Source organism: Actinomadura rugatobispora (genome assembly GCF_055379765.1).
Map to the genome: position 1 here is coordinate 10,490,664 of NZ_AP029191.1, position 24,009 is coordinate 10,514,672.

Here is a 24,009-nt window from a genome sequence, read left to right on the forward strand (position 1 = left end):
CACCCCGAACGCTCCGTACACCGGCATCGCCCGGACGCCACCCGACAGGAGGCCATCCCATGGGGCACGGTTCCGCCCGCCCGGACACGACGACCGTCGCCATCTCGGGCGGCGGACCCGCCGGCATGATGCTCGGCCTGCTCCTCGCCCGCGCCGGGATCGAGGTCACCGTCGTGGAGAAGCACGCCGACTTCTTCAACAACTTCCGCGGCGACACCCTCCACCCCTCGACCCGCACGGTCCTGGACGAGCTGGGGCTGGGCGAGGAGGTGGAGCGGATCCCGCACCGCAAGGTCCGCAAGGTCACGGTGGGGCGGGACGCCGCGAACATCGAGGTCGACCTGTCCGCGCTGCCGCTGGACCACCCGTACATCGCGATGGTCCCGCAGTGGGACTTCCTCGACATGCTCGCCCGGGAGGCGCGCACCCACCCCGGATTCAGGCTCGTCATGGAGGCGGAGAGCACCGACCTGCTGTACCGCGGCGGCGCCGTCCGGGGGCTGCGCTACACCGACGGCGGCGGCGAGCACGAGCTCCACTCGGTGCTGACGGTGTCCGCCGACGGCCGCCGCTCGGCCCTGCGAGAGCGCGCCGGCCTGCGGCCGAAGGTGCTGGGCTCCTCCATGGACGTGCTGTGGCTGCGCGTCCCCCGCGGCGACGAGCGGGTCGAGGGCCTCAACGGCCGCACCGAGCACGGCACCATGGCGTTCGCGATCGACCGCGGGGACTACTGGCAGATCGCCTACGTCATCCGCAAGGGCGGGTTCGACCGGCTGCGCACGGAGCCCGTGGACGGGCTGCGGGAGCGGCTGCGGGCCCTGCTGCCCTTCCTCGGCGACCGGGTGGAGGCGATCAGGAGCTGGGACGACGTGGCGCTGCTCGACGTCCGGCTCGAGCGGCTGGAGCGCTGGTACCGCCCCGGCTACCTGTGCATCGGCGACGCGGCGCACGCCATGACCCCGGTCGGCGGCGTCGGGATCAACCTCGCGGTGCAGGACGCGGTCGCCACCGCGAACCTGCTGGCCGGGCCGCTGCTGCGGGCGCAGCGCGAGCCGCGGCGCTTCGAGCGGACGCTCAACCCGGAGCTGCTGGCGCGGGTCCAGCGCCGCCGGTGGTTCCCGGACGCGGGCACCCAGCGGGTGCAGGAGTTCATGCAGCGGGAGCTCTTCGGGGAGGTCGTCCCCGCCGCCGCGGACGGCGCCGCCGCGCCGGCTCCGCGCCGCATGCTGGAGGCGGCCCTCAGGACGCCCGCCGGCGCCAGGGTGGCGACGGGCCTCTACTCGCGGCTGATGTCGCGGATCATGATGCGCGGGCTGCGCCCGGAGCACGTGACCGCTCCCGAGCTGCGTCCCTAGGCGGTCCGGTCCGGTCGATCGGAGACCGGTGCAGGGCATGATCCAGGGCCGGGCCTTTGCGGCCCGGCCCTGGATCGTTCGGATGCGGCGGTCGGTCGCGGCGGTTCAGCCCTGGGAGCCGGAGGGCTCGGCGGGGGGTGTCGGTGGGGTGCCCCGCGTCCACACCGCGATGTACTCGGCCCGGCTCAGCCGCCAGCCGTTTCCGGTGCGCCGCGCCGTGAACGTGTAGTCGGCCCCGCCCGTGAAGGCGTCGCCCTGGTCGTCCGCCCGCTGCAGATGGGTCGCGATGATCTTGGAGCGGATCGCGGCGCCGTCGGCGTCGATCTCGATCACATGGTTCGAGACCAGGTGGTGGCTGCGTTCGAAGACCACCGCCGAGGTGCGCAGCGCCTCGCGCATCCCCTCCCGGCCGGTGTAGGTGCCGGTGGGCACGATGAGGACGAAGTCCTCGGTGTAGACGGAGTCGAACCAGGCGTCGTCGGCGCGCCGGTCGTCCGGCGACAGGAAGTGGCGGTTGATCGCCTGTTCGATCTCCGACCTGTCCGCCGTGTCCTGGAGGCGGGGAAGGAGATCCTTGAAGTCGAGGAGCATCGTGTCGTTCACTGCCGGCCCTTTCTTCTCCTGTGACGGGTGGGGGCGGCGCCGGGTATCAGCGGGCGGGCGGGCCGAACCACTGCTGGAGGGCGTCCTCGAGTCCTTCGCCCACGGTGTCGGTCCAGACGACATGGCCGTCCGGCCGCAGCAGAGCGGCGTCCACTCCGGGTGGGAGCAGGGCGGTGCACTGCTCCGGCGGGACGAGGCGGACGCGGCCCGGACGGCTGACGGCGGCGGCCTCCACACGGGCACGCGTCCCCGGCGCGGCGGAGCGGCGGCTCAGCAGCGCGCCGGTGCCCGGCGGCAGGGGCGCGGGGTCGTCCGCGTCCCGCAGCGGCGGCAGGCGCCGCCCGAGGACGTCCGCCGCCCGGTCGCCATCCGCCCCGTTCCGGCGCACCGGGTACCGGACGTCGACCCCGCCGAGCATGGCCGCGAGGTGCGCGGCGACCGCGGGGATCTCCAGGAGCCCGGCGAAGACCTCCCGGAGCGGGTCCGCCCGCACCCCGTCGAACTGCAGCGTCGTCTGAGCCTCGACGTTGTCCAGGACCCGCGCGCCGACCGCGTGGCGTTCGGCGTGGTAGGTGTCCAGCAGGCCGTCCGGCGCCCAGCCCCTGACCTGCGCGGCGAGCTTCCAGCCGAGGTTGACCGCGTCGTGCAGGCCCGTGTTGAGGGACTGCCCGCCGACGGGCATGTGCAGGCGTGCCGCGTCCCCTGCCAGCAGCACGCGGCCGCGGCGGTATTCGGCGGCCTGCCGGCAGGTGTCGTCGAAGACGTCCGTCCAGAGCGCCTCCCCGGTGGAGATGTCGTCGCCGGTCACCCGCTTCCAGGCGTCGGCCACCTCGCCGAACTCGGGAGGACCCGGACGTGCGACCGGTGCCCGGCCGTATTCGAGCACCATGAGGCGGGTGACGCGGTGGGGCAGGGCGCCCGCGACCGCCACCCCGTGGGGGAGGCGGTCGAAGCGGCGGGGCGGTATGTGGACGCCGGTCACGTCGGCCCGCAGCAGCTCGCGGGACGCGGGGCGGCCCGGGAGCGCGATGCCCGCCAGGCCGCCCACCACGCCGTCACGGCCGTCGCATCCGACCACGTAACGGGCGCGCATCCGGGTCGTGCCTCCGGAGACCCGCCCGTCCGGATCCCGCACGTCGAGGACCACCGAACCGCCGTCGTCGCGGACGTCGGCGACCTGCCGGCCGCGGCGCACCGTGGCGCCGAGCCCGGTGGCCCAGTCGTGCAGGATCTCCTCGGTGCGGAACTGCGGCACCATCCAGTTGGCCGGGACGGGACCGCCCGCCCGGGTCACGTCCAGAGGGATCCCGCCGAAGTGGCCGACGTCCCTGCCGGGCGGTGCCCCCAGCGCGTCCCGCAGGCCCCTCTGGAGGAGGAGCTCCACGGTGCGGGGGCTGAGCTGGGCGGCGCGGGACTCGCGGTGGGGTTCGGCCAGCCGTTCCAGGACGACCGTCTCCACACCGCCGAGCCGCAGTTCACCGGCCAGCATCAGGCCCACCGGGCCCGCGCCGACCACCACCACCTCGGCCTCCGCCGGGAGGGAGCCGTCCGCGCCGTGTGCCGCGCTCATGTCCTCCGCCCTCTCAGCCTCGGCCGCCGGACTCGGCGAACCGCTTCGCCCGGTTCAGCGTGGCCACGCTGTTGCCGCCGATCGAGGACCGGACCATGCTCTTGGCCTTGTCGAGATCGGCCCCCGCGCCGAGGACGGCCTCGATGTTCGCCTCGTTCACCCTGACGGTGTGAAGCGAGCGGACCACGGTCGGGCGCCCCGGCTCCTCCTCCACCGTCCAGACGCCGGTGTGCAGGGTGAGCAGCGGCGGTACGCGCAACTGCTTGTAGACGATGCGGTCGTGGGGGAAGCACACACGCACGGACTTGGTGGTGTGCACCGAGCCGTCCTCCGCCCGCGTGTCCATCTCCAGGGTCTGCAGCCCCGGGGAGTCCTCGGTGAGGACGATCCCGGCCACGTGCGGGAGGCGCTCCGTCCACTGGTCCGCCTCGTTGAGGAAGTCGTAGACGAGCCTGCCCGGGCCGTCCACCGTCACGGTGTCCTCGAACGTCAGGAAGGTCCCGGCGGCACCGGTGCCCGCCTCGGCGGCGTCCTTGATCGCGGCCAGCTCCGACCCGCTGTTCCGGTCGACGGCGGTGTCGATCAACTGGAGGCTGCCGGGGTCGTCGTCGACGGCGCGGTAGTCGTGGAGCAGCCTGACGCGGCTCTCGCGGTCCGACAGGCGCTCCACCAGCCACGCGCCGCCCATCGCCGCCACCGGGCGGGCCGGGACCTCCTGGCGGAAGTCGACGCGCAGCGCGTCCGCGTCCAGCCGGCGGCGGGAGGTCCAGGTCTTCGGCTCGCCGTTGGCGACGGCCCAGAGCCGGATCACCTCGTCCCCGGATCCCCTCGCCGCGCCCTTCTCCACGTATTCGGCGTGCACGCTGGGCGGGAATATCCGCGGCCACCGCTCCACGTCGGCGACGAGCCGGTACACGGTCTCGGCCGGCGCGTTCACGACCGTCTGGTGCTCGACCTCGCGGACGCCGATCTGGTCCGACATGATTTCCTTCCTGCCGGGGGGCTCAGAAGTTCCCGAGGCCCCCGCAGACGTTGACGGCCTGGGACGTGATCGAGGCGGCCGGCCCGGTCGCCAGGTAGCCGACCAGCCCCGCCACCTCCTCGGGGGTGGAGTACCGGCCCAGCGGGATCTTGGCCTGGAAGCGCCGCAGGATCTCCTCCTCGGGGACCCCCTCGTGCGCGCTGTGGCGGCGGCGGATCAGCCCGGCCATCGGGGTCTCGACGTATCCGGGGCAGACGGCGTTCACGGTGATGCCGGAGGAGGCGAGCTCGTTGCCGAGCGCCTTGGTGAACCCGACCACGCCGTGCTTGGACGCGGAGTACGGGGCACCGTAGACGACGCCCTGCTTGCCCGCCGTCGAGGCGATGTTGATGATCCTCCCGTGCCCCCTGTCCCGCATCCCGCCGGCGACCAGCACCTCGCGGGTCATCCGGAAGACGCTGTTCAGGTTCGTGTCGACGACGTCGAACCACAGCTCGTCGGGGATCTCCGCGGTGATGCCGCCGCCGCTGCGGCCGGCGTTGTTCACCAGGATGTCGATGGGGCCGTACCGGTCCACCGCGGCCTGGACGAGCGCGCGCACGTCGTCGGCGGAGCGGACGTCGCAGGCCCTGCCCTCGACCTCCAGCCCCTTCTCACGGAACTGGCGCACGGTGGTCTCCACGTCCTCGGCGGTGCGGGCGCAGAGGAAGACGCTCTTCCCGCGTTCGGCCAGCTCCGTCGCGATCGCGTACCCGATCCCGCTGGTGGCGCCGGTGACGAGGGCGACCTGGAATCCGTTGCCGGTCATGCCGGTCATGTCTGCCTCCTCTGCCGGGTCAGGCGAGCGACGCGTTGACGAGCTTCAACAACTCGCCGGGCGTCTCCGCCGAGGTCAGGTCGTCGTCGTCGAGGCTGATCCCGTACTTCTTCTCGATCCGGCCGCCCGTCTCCAGGACCGCCAGCGAGTCGTAGCCGAGGTCGGCGAACGGGACGTCGGCGATGTCGCCGTCCAGGTCCACGCCCTCGCTCTCGCCGGCGGCGGCCAGCAGGGTCTCCTTCAGTTCGGGCAGCGTCATTCCGGTCGAGCTCATGTCTCTCCTCTCGGGATCGGATCGGTTCGGTCGCCGCGCGTGCGCCCGCGCGCCCCCGCCCTCTCAGCGGCCGCGCTCCCAGTGGTAGAACCTGCTCGCGATCGCGTCCGCGGGCGACCGCCACGTATCCGGGTCGTAGGCCTCGACGAACGGGCGCATGTCCGCGCTGATCTGCTGGAACAGCGGATGGGCGCGGGCGCCGTCGATCGCGACCGCCCCCTCCGACTCGAAGTCCTGCAGGTGCAGGTAGAGGTCGTTGAAGGTGAACAGCTGGCGCCGCAGCGTCCCCATCCGCTCGGGCATCTCCGTCTCGTCGAACGCGCCGAAGAGCTTGGCGATCTCCTCCTCGTACGGGCCGGCCTTCCGGGCGATGATCAGTGTGCTGTGCATGGGTTCCCTTCTTCTCCCTTCCGCGATTCCGGCCGGCCGGGTCCCGCCCGGCCGGACGATCGCACCGGTCAGATCCGCGGCGGGCCGAACCAGCGCGCCAGCGCCTCGCCAAGCCCGCCGTCCGATCCGCCGCCCGCGCCGTCCGGCGCGGTCCAGGCGACGTGCCCGTCCGGGCGGATCAGCAGCGCTCCGGCCTCCGCCACGCCACCGGTCTCCGGGTCCGCGGGTGCCGCGGTGACCACGTCGACGCGGTCGCTCCAGCCGGAGGCCGCCCTCCGCAGGTCCGCGTCGCCGGTCAGGTCGAGCAGCACCCCGCGCCCGGTCCGCAGCAGTTCGGTGGTGGTCGTCTTCGTCCCGTCGGTGACGAGACCGATGTGGGGCATGCGGCGGCCCAGCAGCGGGTGGTCGCCGGGGCCGACGTCGTACCGGATGTCCAGGCCGCTGACCATGCCCGCGAGATGGCGGGCGACCTCGTCATAGGCCATCAGCTCGGAGAGGACGTCCCGGAGCGGGCGGGCGGCCTCGCCGCCGAGGGTCAGCATCCCCTGGGCCCGGGTGTTGCGCAGCAGTCGCGCGCCCACCGGGTGGCGCTCCGCGTGGTAGGTGTCCAGCAGGCCCTCGGGCGCGCGGCCGCCGGCCTGCGCGGCCAGCTTCCAGCCGAGGTTGGCCGCGTCCTGGACGCCCGTGTTCATGCCCTGGCCCCCGGCGGGGAGGCTGATGTGGGCGGCGTCGCCGGCCAGGAACACCCGGCCCCGGCGGTACTCGGTCGCCTGCCGCGCGGCGTCGGTGAAGCTGCTCACCCACACGGGACGGCCGCCGGCGATGTCCTCGCCGGTCAGCCGCTTCCAGGCGGCCGCGACCTCCGCGTAGGCGGGCGGTTCCGTCCGCTCGCGCGGCTCGTTGCCGAGCTCGCAGGAGATGACACGGGTGACCCCTCCTCCGATGGGACCCGCCATCGCCATGCCGCCGGCGGTGTGCTCGCCGCTCAGCCGCGGCCGGACCTCGACCCCCTCGACGTCGGCCAGGTACATCTCCAGGGTGGGGTCCGTGCCCTCGAACCGGAAGCCGGCCGCCGCCCGCACGGTGCTCCGCCCGCCGTCGCACCCCACCAGGTAGGACGCCCGCAGGGTCGCCGGTCCGCCGGGACCGGTCACGTGCACGTCGACCCCGTCGACGCCGGCGTCGACGCCGGTGACCTCGACACCGCGGCGCACCTCGGCGCCGAGCCGGTCGAGCCAGCCGCTCAGCACCGCCTCGGTCCGCGACTGGGGTACGCCGTTGACACTGAAATGCGCGCCGTCGAAAACGGCGAAGTCCAACGGTATCCCGCCGAAGTGACCGGCGGAGCTCCTGGCGAAGTCGCCGAAATCGTCGAGGATGCCGCGCTGCGCGAATATCTCCATGGTGCGCGGCCCGAAGCCCAGCCCGCGCGATTCCCCGGAGGGTTCCGCGAGTCTCTCCAGCACGAGGACGTCCGCTCCGGCCAGCGCGAGCTCGCCCGCGAGCATCATTCCGGTGGGCCCTGCGCCCACGACGACGACGGGGGATTCCATCGCTCCTCCACGGTCGGGTACCGGCCGAATCGATCTATCGGCCGCCAGCGTCACCCGCCCTTCTCGAGGCTCGCTCGGGCCTTTGTCCAGCCCGTTCCATGACGGCCCGAGTGAGCTTCGAGACCGTGCGGCGACGCTGTCCGCAGAGCGCAGGGCGGGTCCCCCGGATGCGGGCTCATCGAGAACGCGGGCTATCCGAACGAGGTGATGGAATGCGCAGGGTCGCCATAACCGGCATGGGCGTCGTGGCTCCTGGCGGAACCGGCGTCAAGGAGTACTGGGAACTTCTCACCGAGGGGAGATCCGCGATCCGCCGGATATCCCTGTACGACCCGTCGCCGTTCCGTTCGCGGGTCGCCGCCGAGGTCGACTTCGACCCGGTCGCGGCGGGGCTCCGGCCGCAGGAGACCCGCCGCCTCGACCGGGCCGGCCAGTTCGCGGTCGTCGCGGCCCGGGAGGCGCTGGCCGACAGCGGCGTGGCGGACGCGGGCGTCCCGGCCGACCGGATCGGCACCTCGCTCGGCAGCGCGGTGGGGTGCACCACCACGCTGGAGCGGGAGTACGTGGTGCTCAGCGACGGCGGCCGGATGGAGAACGTCGACCACGAGTACGCCGTGCCCGAGCTGTACTGGAAGTTCGTCCCGCACTCGATGGCGGCGGAGGTGGCCTGGGCCGCCGGCGCCGAGGGACCGGCCGCGGTGGTGTCCACCGGCTGCACCTCCGGCCTCGACGCGCTCGGCCACGCCGCGGACCTGATCCGCGAGGGCACGGTGGACGTCGTGGTCGCCGGCGCCACCGAGGCGCCGCTGTCCCCGATCACCTCCGCCTGCTTCGACGCCATCCGCGGCACCACGCCCGACAACGATCCGCCCGAGCGGGCCTGCCGCCCGTTCGACCGCACCCGCAGGGGGCTGGTCCTCGCCGAGGGGGCGGCCGTGCTGGTCTTCGAGGATCTGGAGCTGGCGCGGCGCCGCGGGGCGCACGTCTACGCCGAGGTCGCCGGTTTCGCCTCGCGGTGCAACGCCTACCACATGACCGGGCTGAAGCCCGACGGGCGCGAGATGTCCGCGGCCATCGACGCCGCGCTGGCCGAGGCGCGGACGGACCCGGCCGAGATCGACTACGTCAACGCGCACGGCTCCGCGACCAAGCAGAACGACCGGCACGAGACCGCGTCGTTCAAACGCAGCCTCGGCGACCACGCCCGCCGGGTGCCGATCAGCTCGATCAAGTCGATGATCGGCCACTCGCTCGGCGCGATCGGATCGCTGGAGACCGCGGCGTGCGCGCTCGCCATGGAGCACGGCGTCGTCCCGCCGACGGCGAACCTGAGCGAACCCGATCCCGACCTGGACCTGGACTACGTGCCGAACACCGCGCGGGAGGCCCGGCTCGACTCCGTGCTGACCGTCGGCAGCGGGTTCGGCGGCTTCCAGACCGCGCTCGTGCTGACCCGTCCCGACCGCGGGGGTGCCGCGTCATGACCATGCCCCGTACGAGCCCGGCGCCTCCTGCAGAGCGGGACGCGGCCGCCACGACGGCGATCACCGGCGTGGGCGTCACCGCGCCCAACGGGCTGGGCACCGAGGAGTGCTGGCGGGCGACCCTGGCCGGACGGAGCGGGCTCGGCCGGATCAGCCGGTTCGACCCGTCCCGGTACCCGGCGACCGTGGCCGGAGAGGTCCACGGCTACGTGGCCGAGGACCACATCCCCAGCCGCCTGCTGCCGCAGACCGACCACCAGACCCGGCTCTCGCTCACCGCCGCCGAGTGGGCGCTGCGGCACGCGCGGCTCGACCCCGCCGAGATCGAGGACTTCGCCGTGGGCGTGGCCACCGCCGCGTCCGCGGGCGCCGTCGAGTTCGGCCAGCGCGAGCTGCAGAACCTGTGGTCCCAGGGCAAGGACCATGTCAGCGCCTACCAGTCCTTCGCCTGGTTCTACGCCGTGAACAACGGGCAGATCTCCATCCGGCACGGCATGCGCGGGCCCGGCGGGGTACTGATCACCGAGCAGGCCGGCGGCCTGGACTCGCTCGCGCAGGCGCGCCGGTTCGTCCGCAAGGGCGCCTCGGTCATCGTCTCCGGCGGCGTGGACGGCGGCCTGTGCCCGCTCGGCTGGGTGCACTACCTCACCACCGGCCTGGTCAGCACCGAGAGCGCCCCGGACCGCGCCTACCTCCCGTTCTCGGACGCGGCGTGCGGCTTCGTCCCGGGGGAGGGCGGCGCGATCCTCATCGCCGAGGACGCCCGCCACGCGCGCGAGCGCGGCGTCCCGGCCCTGGCCACCGTGGCGGGGTACGCGGCGACGCTCGACCCGCCGCCCTGGACCGGCCGCCCGCCGCGGCTCGGGGACGCGATGGCCAACGCGATCAGCGACGCGGGGCTGCGGCCCGGCGACGTCGACGTCGTCTTCGCCGACGCGGCGGGCGACCGCAAGGGCGACGCCGCGGAGGCCGACGCCCTGCGCGAACTGTTCGGACCGCGGGGCGTCCCGGTCACCGCCCCCAAGACCATGACGGGCCGCCTGTTCGCCGGCGGCGCCGCCCTGGACGCCGCCTACGCGGTGCTCTCGCTGCGCGACGGGGTGATCCCGCCCACCGTCAACGTGGCCGAGCCCGCCCCCGAGTACGAGATGGACCTGGTCACCGGCCGGCCCCGCCGGGCGGACGTGCGCACCGCACTGGTCGTCGCGCGCGGGCACGGGGGATTCAACGCGGCCGTCGTGCTGCGCGCCCCCGAGTGACCCCGCCCGACCGGCCTCCGGCACAGATCGCGATCACGAGAACCGAGCAACCGAGCAACCGAGCACCCGAGGAAAAGGAGTGGTCATGGCCGCGGCACCCCACACCAGGAACGAGTACGACGCCATCGTTGTCGGAGGAGGCCCCGGAGGATCGGCCTGCGCGCTGACGCTCGCCCGCGCGGGACGGTCCGTCCTGCTGCTGGAGCGCGAGGTCTTCCCGCGCTTCCACGTCGGCGAGTCGCTGCTCACCTACACGGCGGACGCCCTGGAGAAGCTGGGCGTGCTGGAGAAGGTCCAGAAGTCGGGCTTCGTGACCAAGCGCGGCGTGGAGCTGACCGGCACCGAGGGGTTCTCGTACCGGGTCGACTTCCAGGAGATCGGGGACGGCTTCCGCAACTGGACCTTCCAGGTCGAGCGGGCCGACTTCGACAAGATCCTGCTCGACTCCGCCGCGGAGGCGGGCGCCGAGGTCGTCCAGGGCGCCCGCGTGCTCGGCCCGGTGCGGTCGGGCGACCGGGTCACCGGCGTCCGCTACACCGGCGGCGAGGACGAGCACACCGTGTCCGCGCGGTACGTCGTCGACGCCAGCGGGCGGGCCGGGGTCCTGGCGCGGGCGCTCGGCCTGCGCAAGACCGACAACAGCATCCGGATGATGGCGGTGTTCAAGCACTTCAGCGGCATCGACGAGCTGTACAACCCGGGCGCCAAGGGCGACATCGTGCTCGGCAACCACGACGACGGCTGGGTCTGGGCGATCCCGATCCGCGAGGACAAGCTCAGCGTCGGCACGGTGGTGCCGGTCGACACCATGCGCGCGGGGCGGGCCGAGGAGATCTACGACGAGTACCTCGGCCGGATCCCGCGCATCAAGAACCGGCTGCGGAACACCGAGGTGGCCGCGGAGCTCAGCGGCGAGACCGACTACAGCCACTACTCCGACGCGCTCGTCGGGCCCGGGTACTACATCGTCGGGGACGCCGGCTGCTTCACCGATCCGATCTTCTCGGCCGGGGTGTTCCTGGCCCTGGTGACCGGCACCTGGGCGGGCGAGGCGATCAACGCGTCCCTGGCCGACCCGTCCGTCGCGGACGTGCGCGCCCGGCTGTACGAGCGGTTCGGCATGACCGGGATGGACACCTACCACCGGCTGATCGCGCCTTCTACACCCACCACTACAGCGTCTACGAGTACCTCTGGGACCAGTGCGTGTCCGGCGGGGCCAGCATCGCGAGCGTCCTGCAGCTGATGAACGGCGACTTCTGGAACCCCGACAACCCGGTCGGGCGGCGGCTCCGGGAGACCACGGAGTGGGGCGTGTTCGAGGACTTCGAGCCCTACGTCACCCACCCCATCCACGGTGTCCGCGAGGTCGCCGCCGCCGTCTGAGCCCGCCGTCCTCGGCGGCACGACCCCTCTGTCATGGAGCGTCCATGGATCCCGTCGGCGAGCTCACCTCGCACGTCTTCGTCGCACTGATCGCGATCATCCTGGCCGCCGCGGCCTGCGGGCGGATCGCCAACGCCGCGGGGCAGCCCCGCGTCGTCGGAGAGATGGTCGCGGGGGTGCTTCTGGGGCCGTCCCTGCTGGGTGAGCTCGCCCCGGCGGCCTCTGCGTTCCTGTTCCCGCGGGAGGTCGTCTCGGTGCTGTACGTGCTGAGCACGATCGGCCTGGTGTTCTTCATGTTCCTGGTCGGCGCGGGCATCCACGGGGACGTGCTGGACCGCCGGTCGGTCCGGGAGGCGATGGTGGTCGGCGGGACCGGGGTGGGCGTCCCGTTCGTCCTCGGCGCGGGGACGGCGCTGCTGGTGGCGGGCCAGGTGGCCGAACCGGGCACCTCCCGCCTGCACCTGTCGCTGCTGCTGGGCGGTGCGCTCACGGTGACGGCCTTCCCCACGCTGGCGCGGATCCTGGAGGACCGGCGGATGCAGTTCTCCCGGCTGGGGGCGGTCACCCTGCTCGCCGGCTCGGTGGACGACATCGCGGCCTGGATCATGCTGGTGCTGGTGATCGCGCTGGCGTTCGGCGGGTCCGCCGCGCAGGTCGCGGTCGCCCTGGTCGGCACGGCGGTGTTCACGGCGGCGATGCTCACGCTGGGGAGGCGGCTGATGGCGCGGGTCGCGCGCGTCGTGGAGCGGGAGGGGGAGCTGACCCCGGGCGCGCTCGCGACGACCCTGCTGTTCGTGGCGGCGTCCGCCTGGGCGACGCACGAGCTGGGCGTCCACTTCGTCTTCGGCGGCTTCGTCGCCGGCCTCGCGCTCCCGGCGTCGCCGCTGCTGCGGGAGCGGCTGCGGAGCAGGCTGATGGACATGAACGCCGGCCTGCTGCTGCCGGTCTTCTTCGCCCACACCGGGCTCAACACCGACATCGACGCGGTCCTGCGGGGCTCGGTGCTCGGGGCCGTCGTCGCGATCGTGGCGGCCGCCTTCGCCGGGAAGTATCTGAGCTGCCTGCTGGCGATGCGCCTGCAGGGCAACGGCTGGCGGATCTCCTCGGCGGTCGGCGCGCTGATGAACGCCCGCGGCCTGATGATCCTCATCTTCATCGGGATCGGCCGCCGGCAGGGGCTGCTCGGCCAGGACCTCTACTCGATCCTGGTGCTCGTGGCGGTCGTGACCACCATCGCCGCGATCCCCCTGTACCGGCTCTCCCTCCCCGGGCACCTGGAGGACGCCGAGCGGGACCGGAGGGAGGGCGGCGGCGGACGGGAGCCGAGGCCCGCCTACGACGATGCGACGGTCGGCCGATGACCGCGTCATCCGCCGACATCGCGGCGCCCGAACGCCACGGTGCCGAGCGCGCCCAGGACGAGCGCGGCCAGGATGGCCGCCACCGCGGTCAGCCCGGCTACCGGGCCGGCGTCCGGTTCGCTGGCGGCGACGGCCAGGAGCGCCGTCGCCACCGGCCCGGCCCACAGCAGCGGCAGGAACAACCGGGGCAGGGCGCCGAACGCCGCGACGGCGAGGCCCGCGAACGCGAGGGCCGCCGTTGTCTGGACCAGGGAGACCGCCAGTGTCTCCGCGAGGCCGCCGCCCAGGTCGCCGCTCCGCAGCCCGGTGCCCAGGCTCGCGCCCAGACCGGCGGCGAGGACGACGGCGGCGAGACCGGCGGCGCCGTGACCGAGCCGGGCCAGCAGCCAGGTGCCGCGCCCGGCGCGGCCCGCCAGCGTCATCGCCAGCCCGCCGGTCGTCTCCTCCGACCTCAGACCCGCCAGGACGTGGGCGGCGTGGCAGACCGCGACGATCGCGACCAGGTCCGCCATGGCCACCGCTGAAGCGTCGTCGCCGGCGCCGAGCAGCCCCGCGCACAGGAAGCCGAGGATGCTCCCCGCGACCCAGGCCTTCATGGCCGTGCGGTACAGGCGCCGTCCGAGACTCCAGGGTCCGCGCAAGGACGGCGAGGCGGCCGCGGGACCCTTGCCGGTGTCGATGACGCTGGACCCGGGGTCGCGTTTCGTGCTCAGCCTGAACCCCTGGGCGGCGATGGGGACCGACAGCGCCACGAGAGGCACCAGCAGCACCCAGCGGTCCCCGTGGAACGGCCGGATCTCCTGCGCCCAGGTCACCGGGGAGATCCATGAGATCCAGCCGCGGGACACCCCGAGGCCGCCCGCCGGGACCCCGCCCAGCGCGTCGCCGATCGCGCGGGGCAGGAACACCAGGAAGATCACCAGGATGGCGTCCCAGGTCGAGGCGGTCGTGGACGGCCACAGCTGCGCGGTCATCGTCGCCACCGCCGCGAAGACCAGCCCGGTGGCGGCGATCGCCGCGGCCGCCGCGACCGACCCCGCGACCGGAAGCCCGCCGAGCGCGAGGGCGAGCGCGAGCACCGGCACGAGGGCCGCGCACGCCGCGACCCCGAGGAGCAGCGCGGCCAGCAACGGCGCGTGCCGCCCCACCGCGGTGGACGCGAGAAGCTCGGCGCGCCCGCTCTCGTCGTTCTGGCGCGTCTGCCTGAGCACCATGGCCACGGCCATGAGGGAGGCGAGCGTCGTCGTGGCGGTGAAGGTGTCGGTCACGGCCAGCGAGCCGATGCCGTCGCCGGCGGGTGCTCCGTTGAGCGCCCTGAGGAGGGCGGACTCCGAACGGTCGATGGCCGCCGCCCGTGCCTCGGCATCGGTGAAGGCGGCGCCGTAGGCCGCCGCCGTTCCCCCCAGCAGCGCCGCGTTGGCGAGCAGCCAGGCGGGCAGGGCGTGGCGCTCCCGGCGCAGCCCCAGCCGGAACAGCGTTCCCGTCCCGGCGAGCCGGTCCTTTGGCGCCGCCTTTCCTTGCCTCGCGCCGGGCGCTTTCAGCGTTGACGTCATGGTGCCGCCGCCCTCCGGTTTTCGAGTACCGCGTCCTGCGACAGGAGGAGGTCCTCGGGAGAGGCGTGCCGCAGCCCGTCCGGCGGGCCGGATTCGACCGTCCGGCCGGACCTGACGACGCTGATCCGGTCGCAGACCTCCGCGAGTTCTCCCAGGCTCTCGCCCGACAGCAGGAGCGTGCGCCCGTCGCGCCGCTCCTCCGCCAGGCAGGCGCGGACGACCGCCCGTGCCGGCGGATCCATGTCCGCCGCCGGCCGGTCCAGCATCAGCAGCTCCGCGTCGGACGCCAGCGCCGAGATCACGGTCAGCTTCTGCCGCTCTCCGGCCGAGTACGTGCGCGCCTTCCGGCGCGGGTCCAGGTCGAGCCGGGCGACGAGCTCGTCCCGGCGCCGGCCGTCCGCCCGTCCGCCCCGCAGCCGGCCGAGCAGATCGATGATCTCCCCACCGGACAGGCCGGGCCAGAACCGGACGGCGGCCGGCGCGAACGCCAGCCGCCGGTGGAGCCGGACCGCGTCCCGCCAGGGATCGCCGTCCAGCAGCCGCGCCGTTCCCGAATCCGCCCGGACGAGCCCGAGCAGCGCGCGGAAGGCCGTGGTCTTCCCCGCCCCGGCTGCTCCGAGCAGGCCGTGCGCCTCGCCGGCCGGAACGGACAGGTCGAGCCCGTCCAGGGCCCGGACCCGCGCCCGCCCCTGCCCGAAGGTCTTCACCAGGCCCTCGGTGCGAATCGCTTCGTTCACCGCTCCTCCCCTTCTCTTCCGGACGACCGCGTCAACGGCGAGCCGGCCCCGCGGACCGTGTCCGGGGGCCGGCTCGCGCCGTTCAGGACCGCAGCGCCCCCTCCGCGATGTTGTGGCTGGTGCCGGCCTGGATCGGGGTGACGCCGGTGAGCCGGATGCCGGCCCTGTCGAACAGCGCCTCGATCTCCGCCTCCGAGCGCTCGTGGCCGCCCGTGAGGACCATCATGTTCAGGTCGCTCATCACCGTGTTGACGATCTCGCCCGGTTCGCCGCCCGCGGGCTGGGACGGCTCGATGAGGACGATCCTGTCGTCGCCGGACATCGCCTCGGCGCACCTGCGCAGGATCGCCTCGCTGCGCTCGTCGTCCCAGTCGTGGACGACGCTCTTGAGCACGTAGAGGTCCCCGTCGCCGGGGACCGAGGTGAAGAAGTCGCCCGCGCGGACCTCGCAGCGGTCGGCGACGCCGGCGTCCGCGAGGGTCTTGGCGGCCTGCTCGACGCCCTGGGCGGTGTCGAAGAGGACGCCGCGGAGCCCGGGCGCGGTGCGCAGGATCGCGGCGATCAGCGTGCCGTTGCCGCCCCCGACGTCGACCACGGCGCGGAAGCGGGAGAAGTCGTATCCGGTCACGAGCCGGTCGGTGACGTCCCCGGTCAGCTCGCCCATGGCGACGTTGAAGGTCGCCGCGGGCCGCGGGTTGCGGTCGAGGTACTCGAAGTAGTCGGTTCCGAAGATCTTCTGGAAGGCGTTCCCGCCCGTCCGGACGCTGTCCTCCAGGCCGCCCCAGCTCTGCCACAGCGCCTCGCCGCCGATGTGCATGGCCAGCTCGCGCAGGGTGCCGGGGGCGTCCGAGCGCAGCGGGCCGCCCATCGGGCCGAGCGTGTAGACGCCCGGGCCCTGCTCGACGACCACGCCGAAGCAGGTGAGCGCCCGCAGCAGCCGCTTCAGGGACGCCGGGTCGGACGAGGTCGCCGCCGCGAGCTGCTCCGCCGTCCGGGGGCCGCCGTCCAGCACGTCGGCTATGCCGAGCCGGGCGGCCACGTGGATCACCCGCGCGGGCATGTGGCCGAAGATCAACCTCTTGATCATCCCTTGGGCGTCCATGCCCCCGTCGCCGTGGTTCCTCGGGCCGGACTCTTGCATGGCTTCTCCTTCGGAGTCGTGGTGACCGTTCATTCGGACGAGGAGAGGGAGCTCCCCTGCGGGGACGGCCGCGGGGAGCCGCACCAGTGCGCCACCGCCTCACGGACCCGGCCGGGGCTCGGCGCCCGGTGGCTCCAGGCCAGGTAGCCGTCCGGGCGCAGCAGCATGACCGTGGACGCGCGCGACGGCCGCTGCCCCGGCGCCGCGACCGCCGTGACCCTGTCGCCCCAGCCGGCGACGGCCGCGGCCGCCGCGCCGTCCTCCGAGTGGTCCAGGAGAAGGAAGCGATCGGGCTCGACCAGTTCGTACAGGCGCACCCGGCGGCCCTCGACGGACAGCTCGCGGTCGTCCACCCGCAGACCGGTGGCCGACGACCGGGGCAGTCCGGGCGGAGCCGGATAGCTGATGTTCATCCCGGCGATCGTCCGGCGCAGGAACCTGGTGATCAGGGGGATCGCCAGCACGAGCCGCGCCGCGTAGGGCCGGACCACGTGGACGGCCCGCGGCGCCACCGCCGACCTCAGCAGCAGGTCGCTGATCTTCAGGGCGGTGCGCCCGACCGGGTGGCGCTCGGTCTGGTAGGAGTCCAGCAGCCAGTCCGGGGCCCGGCCGCGGTGCGCGGCGATGAGCTTCCACGCCAGGTTCGCGGCGTCCTGGATGCCGGTGTTCATCCCGAGGGAGCCCATGGGGGAGTTCACGTGCGCCGCGTCCCCGGCGAGGAAGACCCGTCCCACCCGGTACCGGTCGGCCTGGCGGCGCTCGGTCAGGAACCGGGTGGACCACCGCATCTCCTCGATGTCGATGTCCCTGCCGCTGATGCGCCGGATGGACTCCAGCACCTCCGCGACGCCGAGGGGGGCCTCCAGCGGGACGCCCTGCTGGGCGCGGTCCCAGATCACCGCGCGGTACCAGCCGTCCCCGAACGCCGGGAACAGGATCGCGCCGTCGCGGCCCATCAGGCCGTTGATGCCCTCCTGCATCCGGGAGGTGGTGCGGATGTCGGCCAGCAGCAGCTTGGTGTCGTAGTTGCGGCCGGTGAAACCGACGCCGAGGAGCGCCCGGACCCGGCTGTGCGCGCCGTCGCACCCCACCACGTAGTCGGCGGCCGGGCCGGGCGCGCCGTTGACCTCGAGCGCGACGCCGCCGGCGTCCTGCTCCAGACCGGTCACCTCCGCACCGGTCTCGATCTTGGCGCCCAGTTCCTCGGCGCGGCGCAGCAGCAGCGCCTCGGTCCGGGCCTGCGGGACGATCAGGACGAACGGGAACCGGCTCTCGGGATGCCGGAAGCTGAGACTGAGGTCCCCGCGCCCCATCTGCGGGCGGAACATCCCCACCGGACGGCCCTGCGGCACCAGTTCGTCCGCGCACCCCCGCATGTCGAGGATCTCCAGGGTGCGCGCGTGCACCCCGAACGCCCGGGTCAGGTTGGACTCCAGGGCGCGCTTCTCCAGGACGGTCACCGGCACCCCGGCGGCCGCGAGATCACCGGCCAGCATCAGCCCGGTCGGTCCGGCCCCGACGACGATCACGCTCATGACACGCTCCCACGGCACTCGCTGTGCGGCTTCCACGGCTTGGCGGTCCGATCCTCGCCCCGGGGGCTTGAACCGCGCTTGAGCGCAGGTGGAGCGGGCGGACGAGGGAGGGCGGGCGCGGCCACGTCACACCTCCCGGCCCGCCGCCGGTGCGCGCAGCATGTCGAGGACGGCCGCCGACCAGGAGAAGCCCTGGCCGACCCCGGCGACCAGGCAGCGCTGGCCCGGGCGCAGCGCGCCCGAGTCGGCCAGCAGGCCCAGCAGGGCGATCTGGTCACCGGCTCCCAGGTGCCCGATCTCGCGCCCCAGCGACCAGGTCGTCCGCTCCGGATCGATGCCGAACGGATCGAGGAAGTGCGCCCGCAGCCGGCCCAGGCCCAGGCTCGGGAGCACGAACCAGTCGATGTCGGCGAGCTCGGCGCCGGCCTCGGCCAGCGCCCGTTCGAAGGTCTCCCGCTGCCCCGCGTCGATGCGGCCGAGCACCTCGTCGAGACCCACCTCGGCGACCAGCGCCTTCCGCCCGGCCTCGAGATCGACCGTCCGCCGGACGCCGAACGGCGCGTCCCCGGACGGGTCGTCGCCCCGCGACATCCGCTCCAGCTCCGGGTCGGAGACCGTGACCAGGCTCCGGACCCGGGCGAAGCCGGGCCGGCGCGACAGCACCGCCGCGGCGCCGCCGTCGCCGCAGACCGTCCCGGGATCGCTGCGCCACCGGTCGTACCCGGGCGGGCAGAACCGGTCGCCGGTCGTCACCAGGACATGGCTCCGGGCGGGGTCGGCCATGAGGTGGTTCGCGGCGAGGTCCATCGCGGCCATGCCCCCGTTGGACATCTGGCCGATCTCGATGGCGGGGCACCGGTTGCCGACCGCGACCCGCTGGACGTACGAGGCGGCGGGCCACATGTCGTGGCCCTGGTAGTAGGTGCTGGCGTGCAGCAGCAGGTCGATCTCGTCCGGCCGGCACCCGGCCCGGCGCACCGCCGCGCGGGCGGCCTGCGCCGCCATGTCGGGGGCCGGCTCGGTGCGCGAGACGCGGACCGCGGCGATGTCGGTCCGCCACAGCGCCCTGGCGTCGCACAGTCCGGCCCGGTCGGCCTCGTCGAGGGTCATCCGCTCCGGGAGCCGACTCGCCGCCGCGGCGACATGGAGGTCGTCGAATCTCACGTCACTCTCCCTGGGAGTCGCCGAGGTGCATTTCCCGGAGCAGCGCGGTGGTGTGCTCGGCGCGCCGGAACCGCGGCTCGCCGATCACCTTGCGCAGCAGTCCGGTGGTGGTGTGCACGCCGGGGCCGCCGACCGTGAACTCGCCGAGCGCCCGGTCCATGCGCGCGACGGCCGCGTCCCGGTCGGGTCCCCAGGTGACGACCTTCGCGATCAGCGAGTCGTAGTGGGGCGGGACCCTGCGGCCCTGGTAGGCGTCGGTGTCCACCCGGGTGAACGGCCCGCCGGGCGGCCGGAACGCGGTGAGCGTCCCGGGCGCGGGCGCGAAGCCGCGCTCGGGGTCCTCGGCGTTGACGCGGCACTCGATCGCGGCGCCGTGCCGGCGCACCTCGTCCTGCGCGAAGCCGAGGGGGAGCCCGGCGGCGATCCGGATCTGCTCGCGGACCAGGTCGATGCCGGTGACCATCTCGGTCACCGGGTGCTCCACCTGGATCCGGCAGTTGATCTCCATGAGGTGGAAGTCGTCGCCGTCGACCAGGAACTCGAAGGTGCCGGCCCCGGTGAAGCCGCAGGCGAGGGCCCCGGTGACGGCGGCCTCGCACATCCGCTCGGTCATCGCGCGGTCGACGCCCGCGGCGGGGGTCTCCTCGACGAGCTTCTGGTGGCGGCGCTGGACGGAGCAGTCCCGCTCGCCCAGGTGGACGCCGTTGCCGTGCCGGTCGCACAGGACCTGCACCTCGATGTGCCGCGCCGGCTCCACCAGGCGCTCGAGGTAGACCCTGCCGTCCCCGAACAGCGACTTGGCCGCCGCACGGGTCTCCCGGTAGGCGCGGACGAACTCGCGCGGCCCGCGCACCGGCGTCATCCCGCGCCCGCCGCCGCCCGCCACCGCCTTGATCATCAGGGGGTAGCCGACGGCGTCGGCCATCCGCTTGGCCTCGGCCGCGGCGGCGCCGGTGGCGTCGGTGCCCGGCAGCACCGGCAGCCCCGCCTCGCTCATGATCCGCCGGGCCGCCGCCTTGTCGCCCAGCCGGGCCATCACGTCCGCGGGCGGGCCGATGAAGGTCAGGCCGCCGGCCTCGCAGATCTCGGCGAAGTCGGGATCCTCGGAGAGGAACCCGTAGCCGGGATGGACCGCCTCGGCGCCGGTCTGCAGCGCCGCCTCGGTGATCGCCGGCGCGCTCAGGTAGCTGCGCCTGGGCGCCGCGGGGCCGATCCGCACCACGCTGTCGGCGAATCCGGTGACGGCCGACTCCTCGTCGGCGGTGGAGCACACCGCCACCGTCCGGATGCCCATCTCGCGGCAGGTCCTGGCCACGCGCAGGGCGATCTCGCCCCGGTTGGCGATGAGTACCGTGCTGAACATCTCGCTCCTCGCTGCCGTCGGGACGGCCGTCAGCCGCCGGCCGGGGCGAGCGCGATGAGCGGCTGCCCGTACTCGACGGCGGTGTCGTTCGGCACGAGCAGCTCCACGATCCGGCCGCCCTGCTCGGCTTCGATGGCGTTCATGAGCTTCATGGCCTCGAGGATCCCGACCTGCTGCCCCGGCTCGACGACGTCGCCCGGACGGACGAACGGCGGCTCGCCGGGGCCGGGCGCCTGGTAGAACGTCCCGACCAGCGGCGCGCAAATATGGATCAGCTCGCCGTCGGAGCCGGACGTGGTGTCGGCGGAGTCGGTGGAGTCCGCGGGGATCGGCGCGGCGGGCTCCGCGGCCACGGGCTCCGCGTACTCGCCGTTCGCGCCCGGTACGGGCCACTCCAGCTCGACCGTCACGTCCTCGGCCTGCACCTTGATCCGGCGCAGAGGCCGGCGGGCCTCGAGCGCCAGCGCCTCGGCCCGCCGGATGATCTCGTCGATGATGCTCTCGGCGCTCACGTCGCCCCACCTTCCTGATCACGGTCCGCCGGCGCCGCGCCCATCCCGCGGAACCGGCGGCGCCGGTCGCGCAGCAGCGCCTCGACCGGGCGCGGGGACAGCTCGTCCAGCGCGGCCGTCAGCGCCGCCCCCAGCCGCTCGGCCGCGAGCATCGGGTCGCCCTGGACGCCCTCTTCGGGTTCGGGGATGACCCCGTCCACCACACCGAGGCTCAGCTGCGCGCCGGCGTCGATGCGCAGCGCCGCCGCGGCCTCGGCCGCCCTGGCCCGGTCCCGCCACAGGATCGCCGCGCAGCCCTCCGGGCTGATGACGGAGTAGATCGAGGACTCGAAGGCGAGCACCCGGTCCGCGACGCCCAGCGCGAGCGCGCCCCCGCTGCCGCCCTCGCCCGTGACCACGGCGATGATCGGGACGGGCAGCCGCGCCATGAGCCGCAGGTTCTCCGCGATCGCGATCGCCTGGCCCCGTTCCTCCGCCTCGATCCCGGGGTGGGCGCCCGGCGTGTCGATGAACGTGACGACGGGGAGCCCGAGCTTGGCGGCCATCCGCATGAGCCGCGCCGCCTTGCGGTAGCCGTCGGGGGTCGGCATGCCGAAGTCGCGCGCGATGAGCTCGGCGGTGCTGTGCCCCTTCTGGTGGCCGACCACCATCACCGGCCGCCCGTCCAGCCGGGCGGGACCGCCCGTGATCGCCGGGCTGTCACCGGACATCCGGTCGCCGTGCAGCTCGATGATGCCGTCCGCCATGTAGGCGAGGTAGTCGAGCGTCGTCGGGCGGTCGATGTTCCGTGCCTGCCGCATGTTCTCCACCGGTTCGCGCGGCGAAGGCGCCGCGGGGGCCCGCGTGGCCGGATCGCCGCGCGCCGTGCCGTCCTCCCGGTGGCGCGGCTCCTGGTCCCGCGCGCCCTGCCCGTCCTCGTGGAAGGCCAGCAGCCGCGCCAGGGTCGATCGCAGCTCGGCCCGCGGGCGGATGTCGTCGACCAGGCCGTGCTCCAGCAGGAACTCGGCGGTCTGGAAGTCGTCGGGCAGCCGCTGCCCGATGGTCTGCTCGATCACCCTGGGGCCGGTGAAGCCCATGCGCGCGCCGGGCTCGGCGATGATCACATCGGTCAGCGTCGCGAACGACGCGGCCACCCCCGCGTACGTCGGGTCGGTGATGACCGAGACGGTGAGCACCCCGGCCTCGTCCAGCTCGGCGAGGGCGCCGCCCGTCTTGGCCATCTGCATGAGGGCGAGGATCCCCTCCTGCATGCGCGCCCCGCCGGAGGCAGTGACCAGCACGAGCGGCACCCGGTCGGCCAGGGCCGCGTCGGCCGCGCGGGTGATCCGCTCGCCGACCGCCGTGCCCAGGCTCCCGCCCATGAAGCGGAAGTCCATGGCGGCGACCACGGCCGGCCGTTCCTCGATCGTGCCCCGCACGCAGATCACCGCCTCGTCCAGCCCGGTGCTCTCCCGGGCCAGGCGGAGCCGCTCCCGGTAGGGGGCGGTGTCCACGAAGCCGAGCGGGTCCTCCGGCGTGCGCGGGGACGGCAGCGGCACGGCCGACCCTTCGTCGAGCAGCTGCTCCAGCCGCCGCGGCGCGGTGATCGGAGCATGGTGCCCGCAGTCCGGGCACACGCACAGGTCGCGGGTGAAGCGTTTGCCGTAGACCGGCGTTCTGCACCTGCGGCAGGCGACCCAGTCGGCGATCGCGGAAGGAGAGGTCTGGGTCATCACGGGACTCCAGAGGAATGTCGCGAACTGATATCCGGCCCCGAAACTGGCAGCCCCGGCTCAGGGATGGTTCGAGCCTCGATCCAGCGACCCCGGAGTCCGCTCCGCGTCCAGCCGTCCTCAACCCGTCCTTGAGACGCCACCGGCACGATCGGCCATCGGCAGGATCGCCACGACCGCGACCGCCCGGAACACCCCCCGACGAGCCCGAACACAGGAAGAACCGCCATGCCGAACCCGCAGGAGAACGCCAGGCGGCCCGTCGCGCTGCTCTTCCCCGGACAGGGCTCGCAGCAGGTGCTGATGGGCGCCGGGCTGTACGGGCACATGTCCGTCTTCACCGACGTCATGGACACGGTGTTCCGGCTGTGGGGCGAGGAGGGCGCGAGCATCAGGGCGGACTGGCTGTCCGGCGGCCCACCCGAATTACTCGACGACGTGACGCGTGCGCAGCCGCTCCTGTTCGCGCTGAACTACGCACTCGGCAGAACCGTCCTGAGCTGGGGCGTCCGGCCCGCCGCCCTGCTCGGGCACAGCGTGGGCGAACTGTCGGCCGCGGTCCTGGCCGGCGTCTTCGGCCTCGCGGACGGGGCGCGCCTCATGATGGACCGGATCACGACGATCGCAGGCACGCCGCCCGGCGGGATGCTGGCGGTGGCCGCGTCGCGCGAGGAGGTGGAGCCCTACCTGTCCGGGGAGGTCTCCGTCGGCGCGGTCAACGCCCCGCGCCAGGTCCTGCTCGCCGGGCCGGCCCGGCCGCTCGCCGAGGCCGAGCGCCGGCTGCGGGCCGACGGCCGCACGTGCCGCATGGCGAAGGCACGGCAGGCCTTCCACAGCCCGCTCCTGTCCGGCGCGGTGGACAGGTCGGCCCCTGCCTGGAAGGAGACGGAACTCCGGGCTCCGGAGCTCACCGTCTACTCCGCCTACCTCGGTGCCGTGCTGTCACCCGAGGACGCCCGGGATCCCGGCTTCTGGGCCCGCCAGCCGGTCGATCCCGTGCTCTTCGGGCCGACGCTGGAACGGATGCTCGACGGCGGCGACCACCTCCTGGTCGAGGCCGGGCCGGGGCAGGGACTCAGCGCGCTGGCACGGCGCCGGCCCGCGGTGACCTCGGGACGCAGCGCCGTCACCGCCATGCTCCCGGCCAGGGCGGGCGACCCGGCCGGCGACCGCGCCGCGGTGCTGAACGCGGCCGAGCGCATCTCGGCCGAGGGCCACGACATCGACGGGGACGCCGTCCGTTCGTGAACACCGTCTT

22 protein-coding genes are annotated in these 24,009 nt (G+C 73.9%); 7 read left to right on the forward strand and 15 right to left on the reverse strand.

Features of this window, described 5'->3' with window-relative positions; genetic code table 11:
- The first annotated feature begins 59 nt into the window (after positions 1–59).
- Entirely contained in the window at positions 60–1,355 is a 1,296-nt protein-coding gene (locus ACZ466_RS46830; protein ID WP_378279547.1) for an FAD-dependent oxidoreductase, read from the forward strand.
- A 105-nt stretch (positions 1,356–1,460) separates the two neighbouring features.
- Here ACZ466_RS46830 and ACZ466_RS46835 read toward each other — a convergent pair whose 3' ends face one another.
- From ACZ466_RS46835 to ACZ466_RS46865, 7 genes are all read right to left on the reverse strand, one after another.
- Positions 1,461–1,958 (reverse strand): nuclear transport factor 2 family protein, encoded by a 498-nt coding sequence (locus tag ACZ466_RS46835; protein WP_378279549.1) that lies wholly within the window; start codon positions 1,956–1,958, stop codon positions 1,461–1,463.
- 46 nt (positions 1,959–2,004) lie between these two features.
- Positions 2,005–3,528: an FAD-dependent monooxygenase gene (locus ACZ466_RS46840; protein ID WP_378279551.1), complete on the reverse strand. Its 1,524-nt coding sequence runs from the start codon at positions 3,526–3,528 to the stop codon at positions 2,005–2,007.
- Positions 3,529–3,541: 13 nt separating this feature from the next.
- Entirely contained in the window at positions 3,542–4,510 is a 969-nt protein-coding gene (locus ACZ466_RS46845) for an aromatase/cyclase (RefSeq protein ID WP_378279553.1), read from the reverse strand.
- A 22-nt stretch (positions 4,511–4,532) separates the two neighbouring features.
- Complete coding sequence (gene fabG, locus ACZ466_RS46850; RefSeq protein ID WP_378279598.1) at positions 4,533–5,318, reverse strand: 3-oxoacyl-ACP reductase FabG; 786 nt, start codon at positions 5,316–5,318, stop codon at positions 4,533–4,535.
- 28 nt (positions 5,319–5,346) lie between these two features.
- On the reverse strand, positions 5,347–5,601 hold the full coding sequence (locus ACZ466_RS46855; protein ID WP_378279555.1) for an acyl carrier protein: 255 nt from the start codon (positions 5,599–5,601) through the stop codon (positions 5,347–5,349).
- A gap of 63 nt (positions 5,602–5,664) precedes the next feature.
- The gene (locus tag ACZ466_RS46860) at positions 5,665–5,991 is read right to left on the reverse strand and encodes a TcmI family type II polyketide cyclase (protein WP_378279557.1); all 327 of its coding nucleotides are present in this window, start codon (positions 5,989–5,991) and stop codon (positions 5,665–5,667) included.
- Positions 5,992–6,059: 68 nt separating this feature from the next.
- Complete coding sequence (locus tag ACZ466_RS46865; RefSeq protein WP_378279559.1) at positions 6,060–7,544, reverse strand: FAD-dependent monooxygenase; 1,485 nt, start codon at positions 7,542–7,544, stop codon at positions 6,060–6,062.
- A gap of 212 nt (positions 7,545–7,756) precedes the next feature.
- Here ACZ466_RS46865 and ACZ466_RS46870 point away from each other — a divergent pair, with 212 nt between their 5' ends.
- The 5 genes from ACZ466_RS46870 to ACZ466_RS46890 all read left to right on the forward strand — a co-directional run bounded on the left by ACZ466_RS46870 (position 7,757) and on the right by ACZ466_RS46890 (position 13,034).
- Complete coding sequence (locus ACZ466_RS46870) at positions 7,757–9,028, forward strand: beta-ketoacyl-[acyl-carrier-protein] synthase family protein (RefSeq protein WP_378279561.1); 1,272 nt, start codon at positions 7,757–7,759, stop codon at positions 9,026–9,028.
- Positions 9,029–9,030: 2 nt separating this feature from the next.
- Positions 9,031–10,287 (forward strand): ketosynthase chain-length factor, encoded by a 1,257-nt coding sequence (locus ACZ466_RS46875; RefSeq protein ID WP_378279599.1) that lies wholly within the window; start codon positions 9,031–9,033, stop codon positions 10,285–10,287.
- 85 nt (positions 10,288–10,372) lie between these two features.
- Positions 10,373–11,533 (forward strand): NAD(P)/FAD-dependent oxidoreductase, encoded by a 1,161-nt coding sequence (locus ACZ466_RS46880; protein WP_378279563.1) that lies wholly within the window; start codon positions 10,373–10,375, stop codon positions 11,531–11,533.
- Positions 11,533–11,673, forward strand: a complete 141-nt coding sequence (locus ACZ466_RS46885) for a hypothetical protein (RefSeq protein ID WP_378279565.1) — start codon at positions 11,533–11,535, stop codon at positions 11,671–11,673. The genes ACZ466_RS46880 and ACZ466_RS46885 overlap by 1 nt, the downstream gene beginning before the upstream one ends.
- A 44-nt stretch (positions 11,674–11,717) precedes the next feature.
- On the forward strand, positions 11,718–13,034 hold the full coding sequence (locus tag ACZ466_RS46890) for a cation:proton antiporter (RefSeq protein WP_378279567.1): 1,317 nt from the start codon (positions 11,718–11,720) through the stop codon (positions 13,032–13,034).
- Between the two features lie 5 nt (positions 13,035–13,039).
- Here the strand turns inward: ACZ466_RS46890 and ACZ466_RS46895 are convergent, their stop codons facing one another.
- The 8 genes from ACZ466_RS46895 to accD form a co-directional block, all read right to left on the reverse strand.
- A complete protein-coding gene (locus ACZ466_RS46895; RefSeq protein ID WP_378279569.1) occupies positions 13,040–14,587 on the reverse strand; it encodes a hypothetical protein in 1,548 nt (515 codons plus the stop codon).
- Positions 14,584–15,324 carry an ABC transporter ATP-binding protein gene (locus ACZ466_RS46900; RefSeq protein ID WP_378279570.1) on the reverse strand — a complete coding sequence of 247 codons (741 nt, stop codon included), beginning with the start codon at positions 15,322–15,324 and terminating at the stop codon, positions 14,584–14,586. Before ACZ466_RS46900 ends, ACZ466_RS46895 begins: the two co-directional genes overlap by 4 nt.
- Before the next feature lie 82 nt (positions 15,325–15,406).
- Positions 15,407–16,465, reverse strand: a complete 1,059-nt coding sequence (locus ACZ466_RS46905; protein ID WP_378279572.1) for a methyltransferase — start codon at positions 16,463–16,465, stop codon at positions 15,407–15,409.
- Positions 16,466–16,494: 29 nt separating this feature from the next.
- Positions 16,495–18,000, reverse strand: a complete 1,506-nt coding sequence (locus ACZ466_RS46910) for an FAD-dependent monooxygenase (protein ID WP_378279574.1) — start codon at positions 17,998–18,000, stop codon at positions 16,495–16,497.
- 126 nt (positions 18,001–18,126) lie between these two features.
- Complete coding sequence (locus ACZ466_RS46915) at positions 18,127–19,164, reverse strand: ketoacyl-ACP synthase III family protein (protein ID WP_378279576.1); 1,038 nt, start codon at positions 19,162–19,164, stop codon at positions 18,127–18,129.
- 1 nt (position 19,165) lies between these two features.
- Positions 19,166–20,527 (reverse strand): acetyl-CoA carboxylase biotin carboxylase subunit, encoded by a 1,362-nt coding sequence (locus ACZ466_RS46920; RefSeq protein WP_378279578.1) that lies wholly within the window; start codon positions 20,525–20,527, stop codon positions 19,166–19,168.
- 29 nt (positions 20,528–20,556) lie between these two features.
- Positions 20,557–21,039, reverse strand: a complete 483-nt coding sequence (locus ACZ466_RS46925) for an acetyl-CoA carboxylase biotin carboxyl carrier protein (RefSeq protein ID WP_378279580.1) — start codon at positions 21,037–21,039, stop codon at positions 20,557–20,559.
- Positions 21,036–22,751, reverse strand: coding sequence for an acetyl-CoA carboxylase, carboxyltransferase subunit beta (gene accD / locus ACZ466_RS46930; protein ID WP_378279582.1), 1,716 nt, complete (start codon positions 22,749–22,751; stop codon positions 21,036–21,038). Before accD ends, ACZ466_RS46925 begins: the two co-directional genes overlap by 4 nt.
- A 228-nt stretch (positions 22,752–22,979) precedes the next feature.
- Here accD and ACZ466_RS46935 point away from each other — a divergent pair, with 228 nt between their 5' ends.
- Entirely contained in the window at positions 22,980–23,999 is a 1,020-nt protein-coding gene (locus tag ACZ466_RS46935) for an acyltransferase domain-containing protein (protein WP_378279584.1), read from the forward strand.
- Positions 24,000–24,009: the final 10 nt, after the last annotated feature.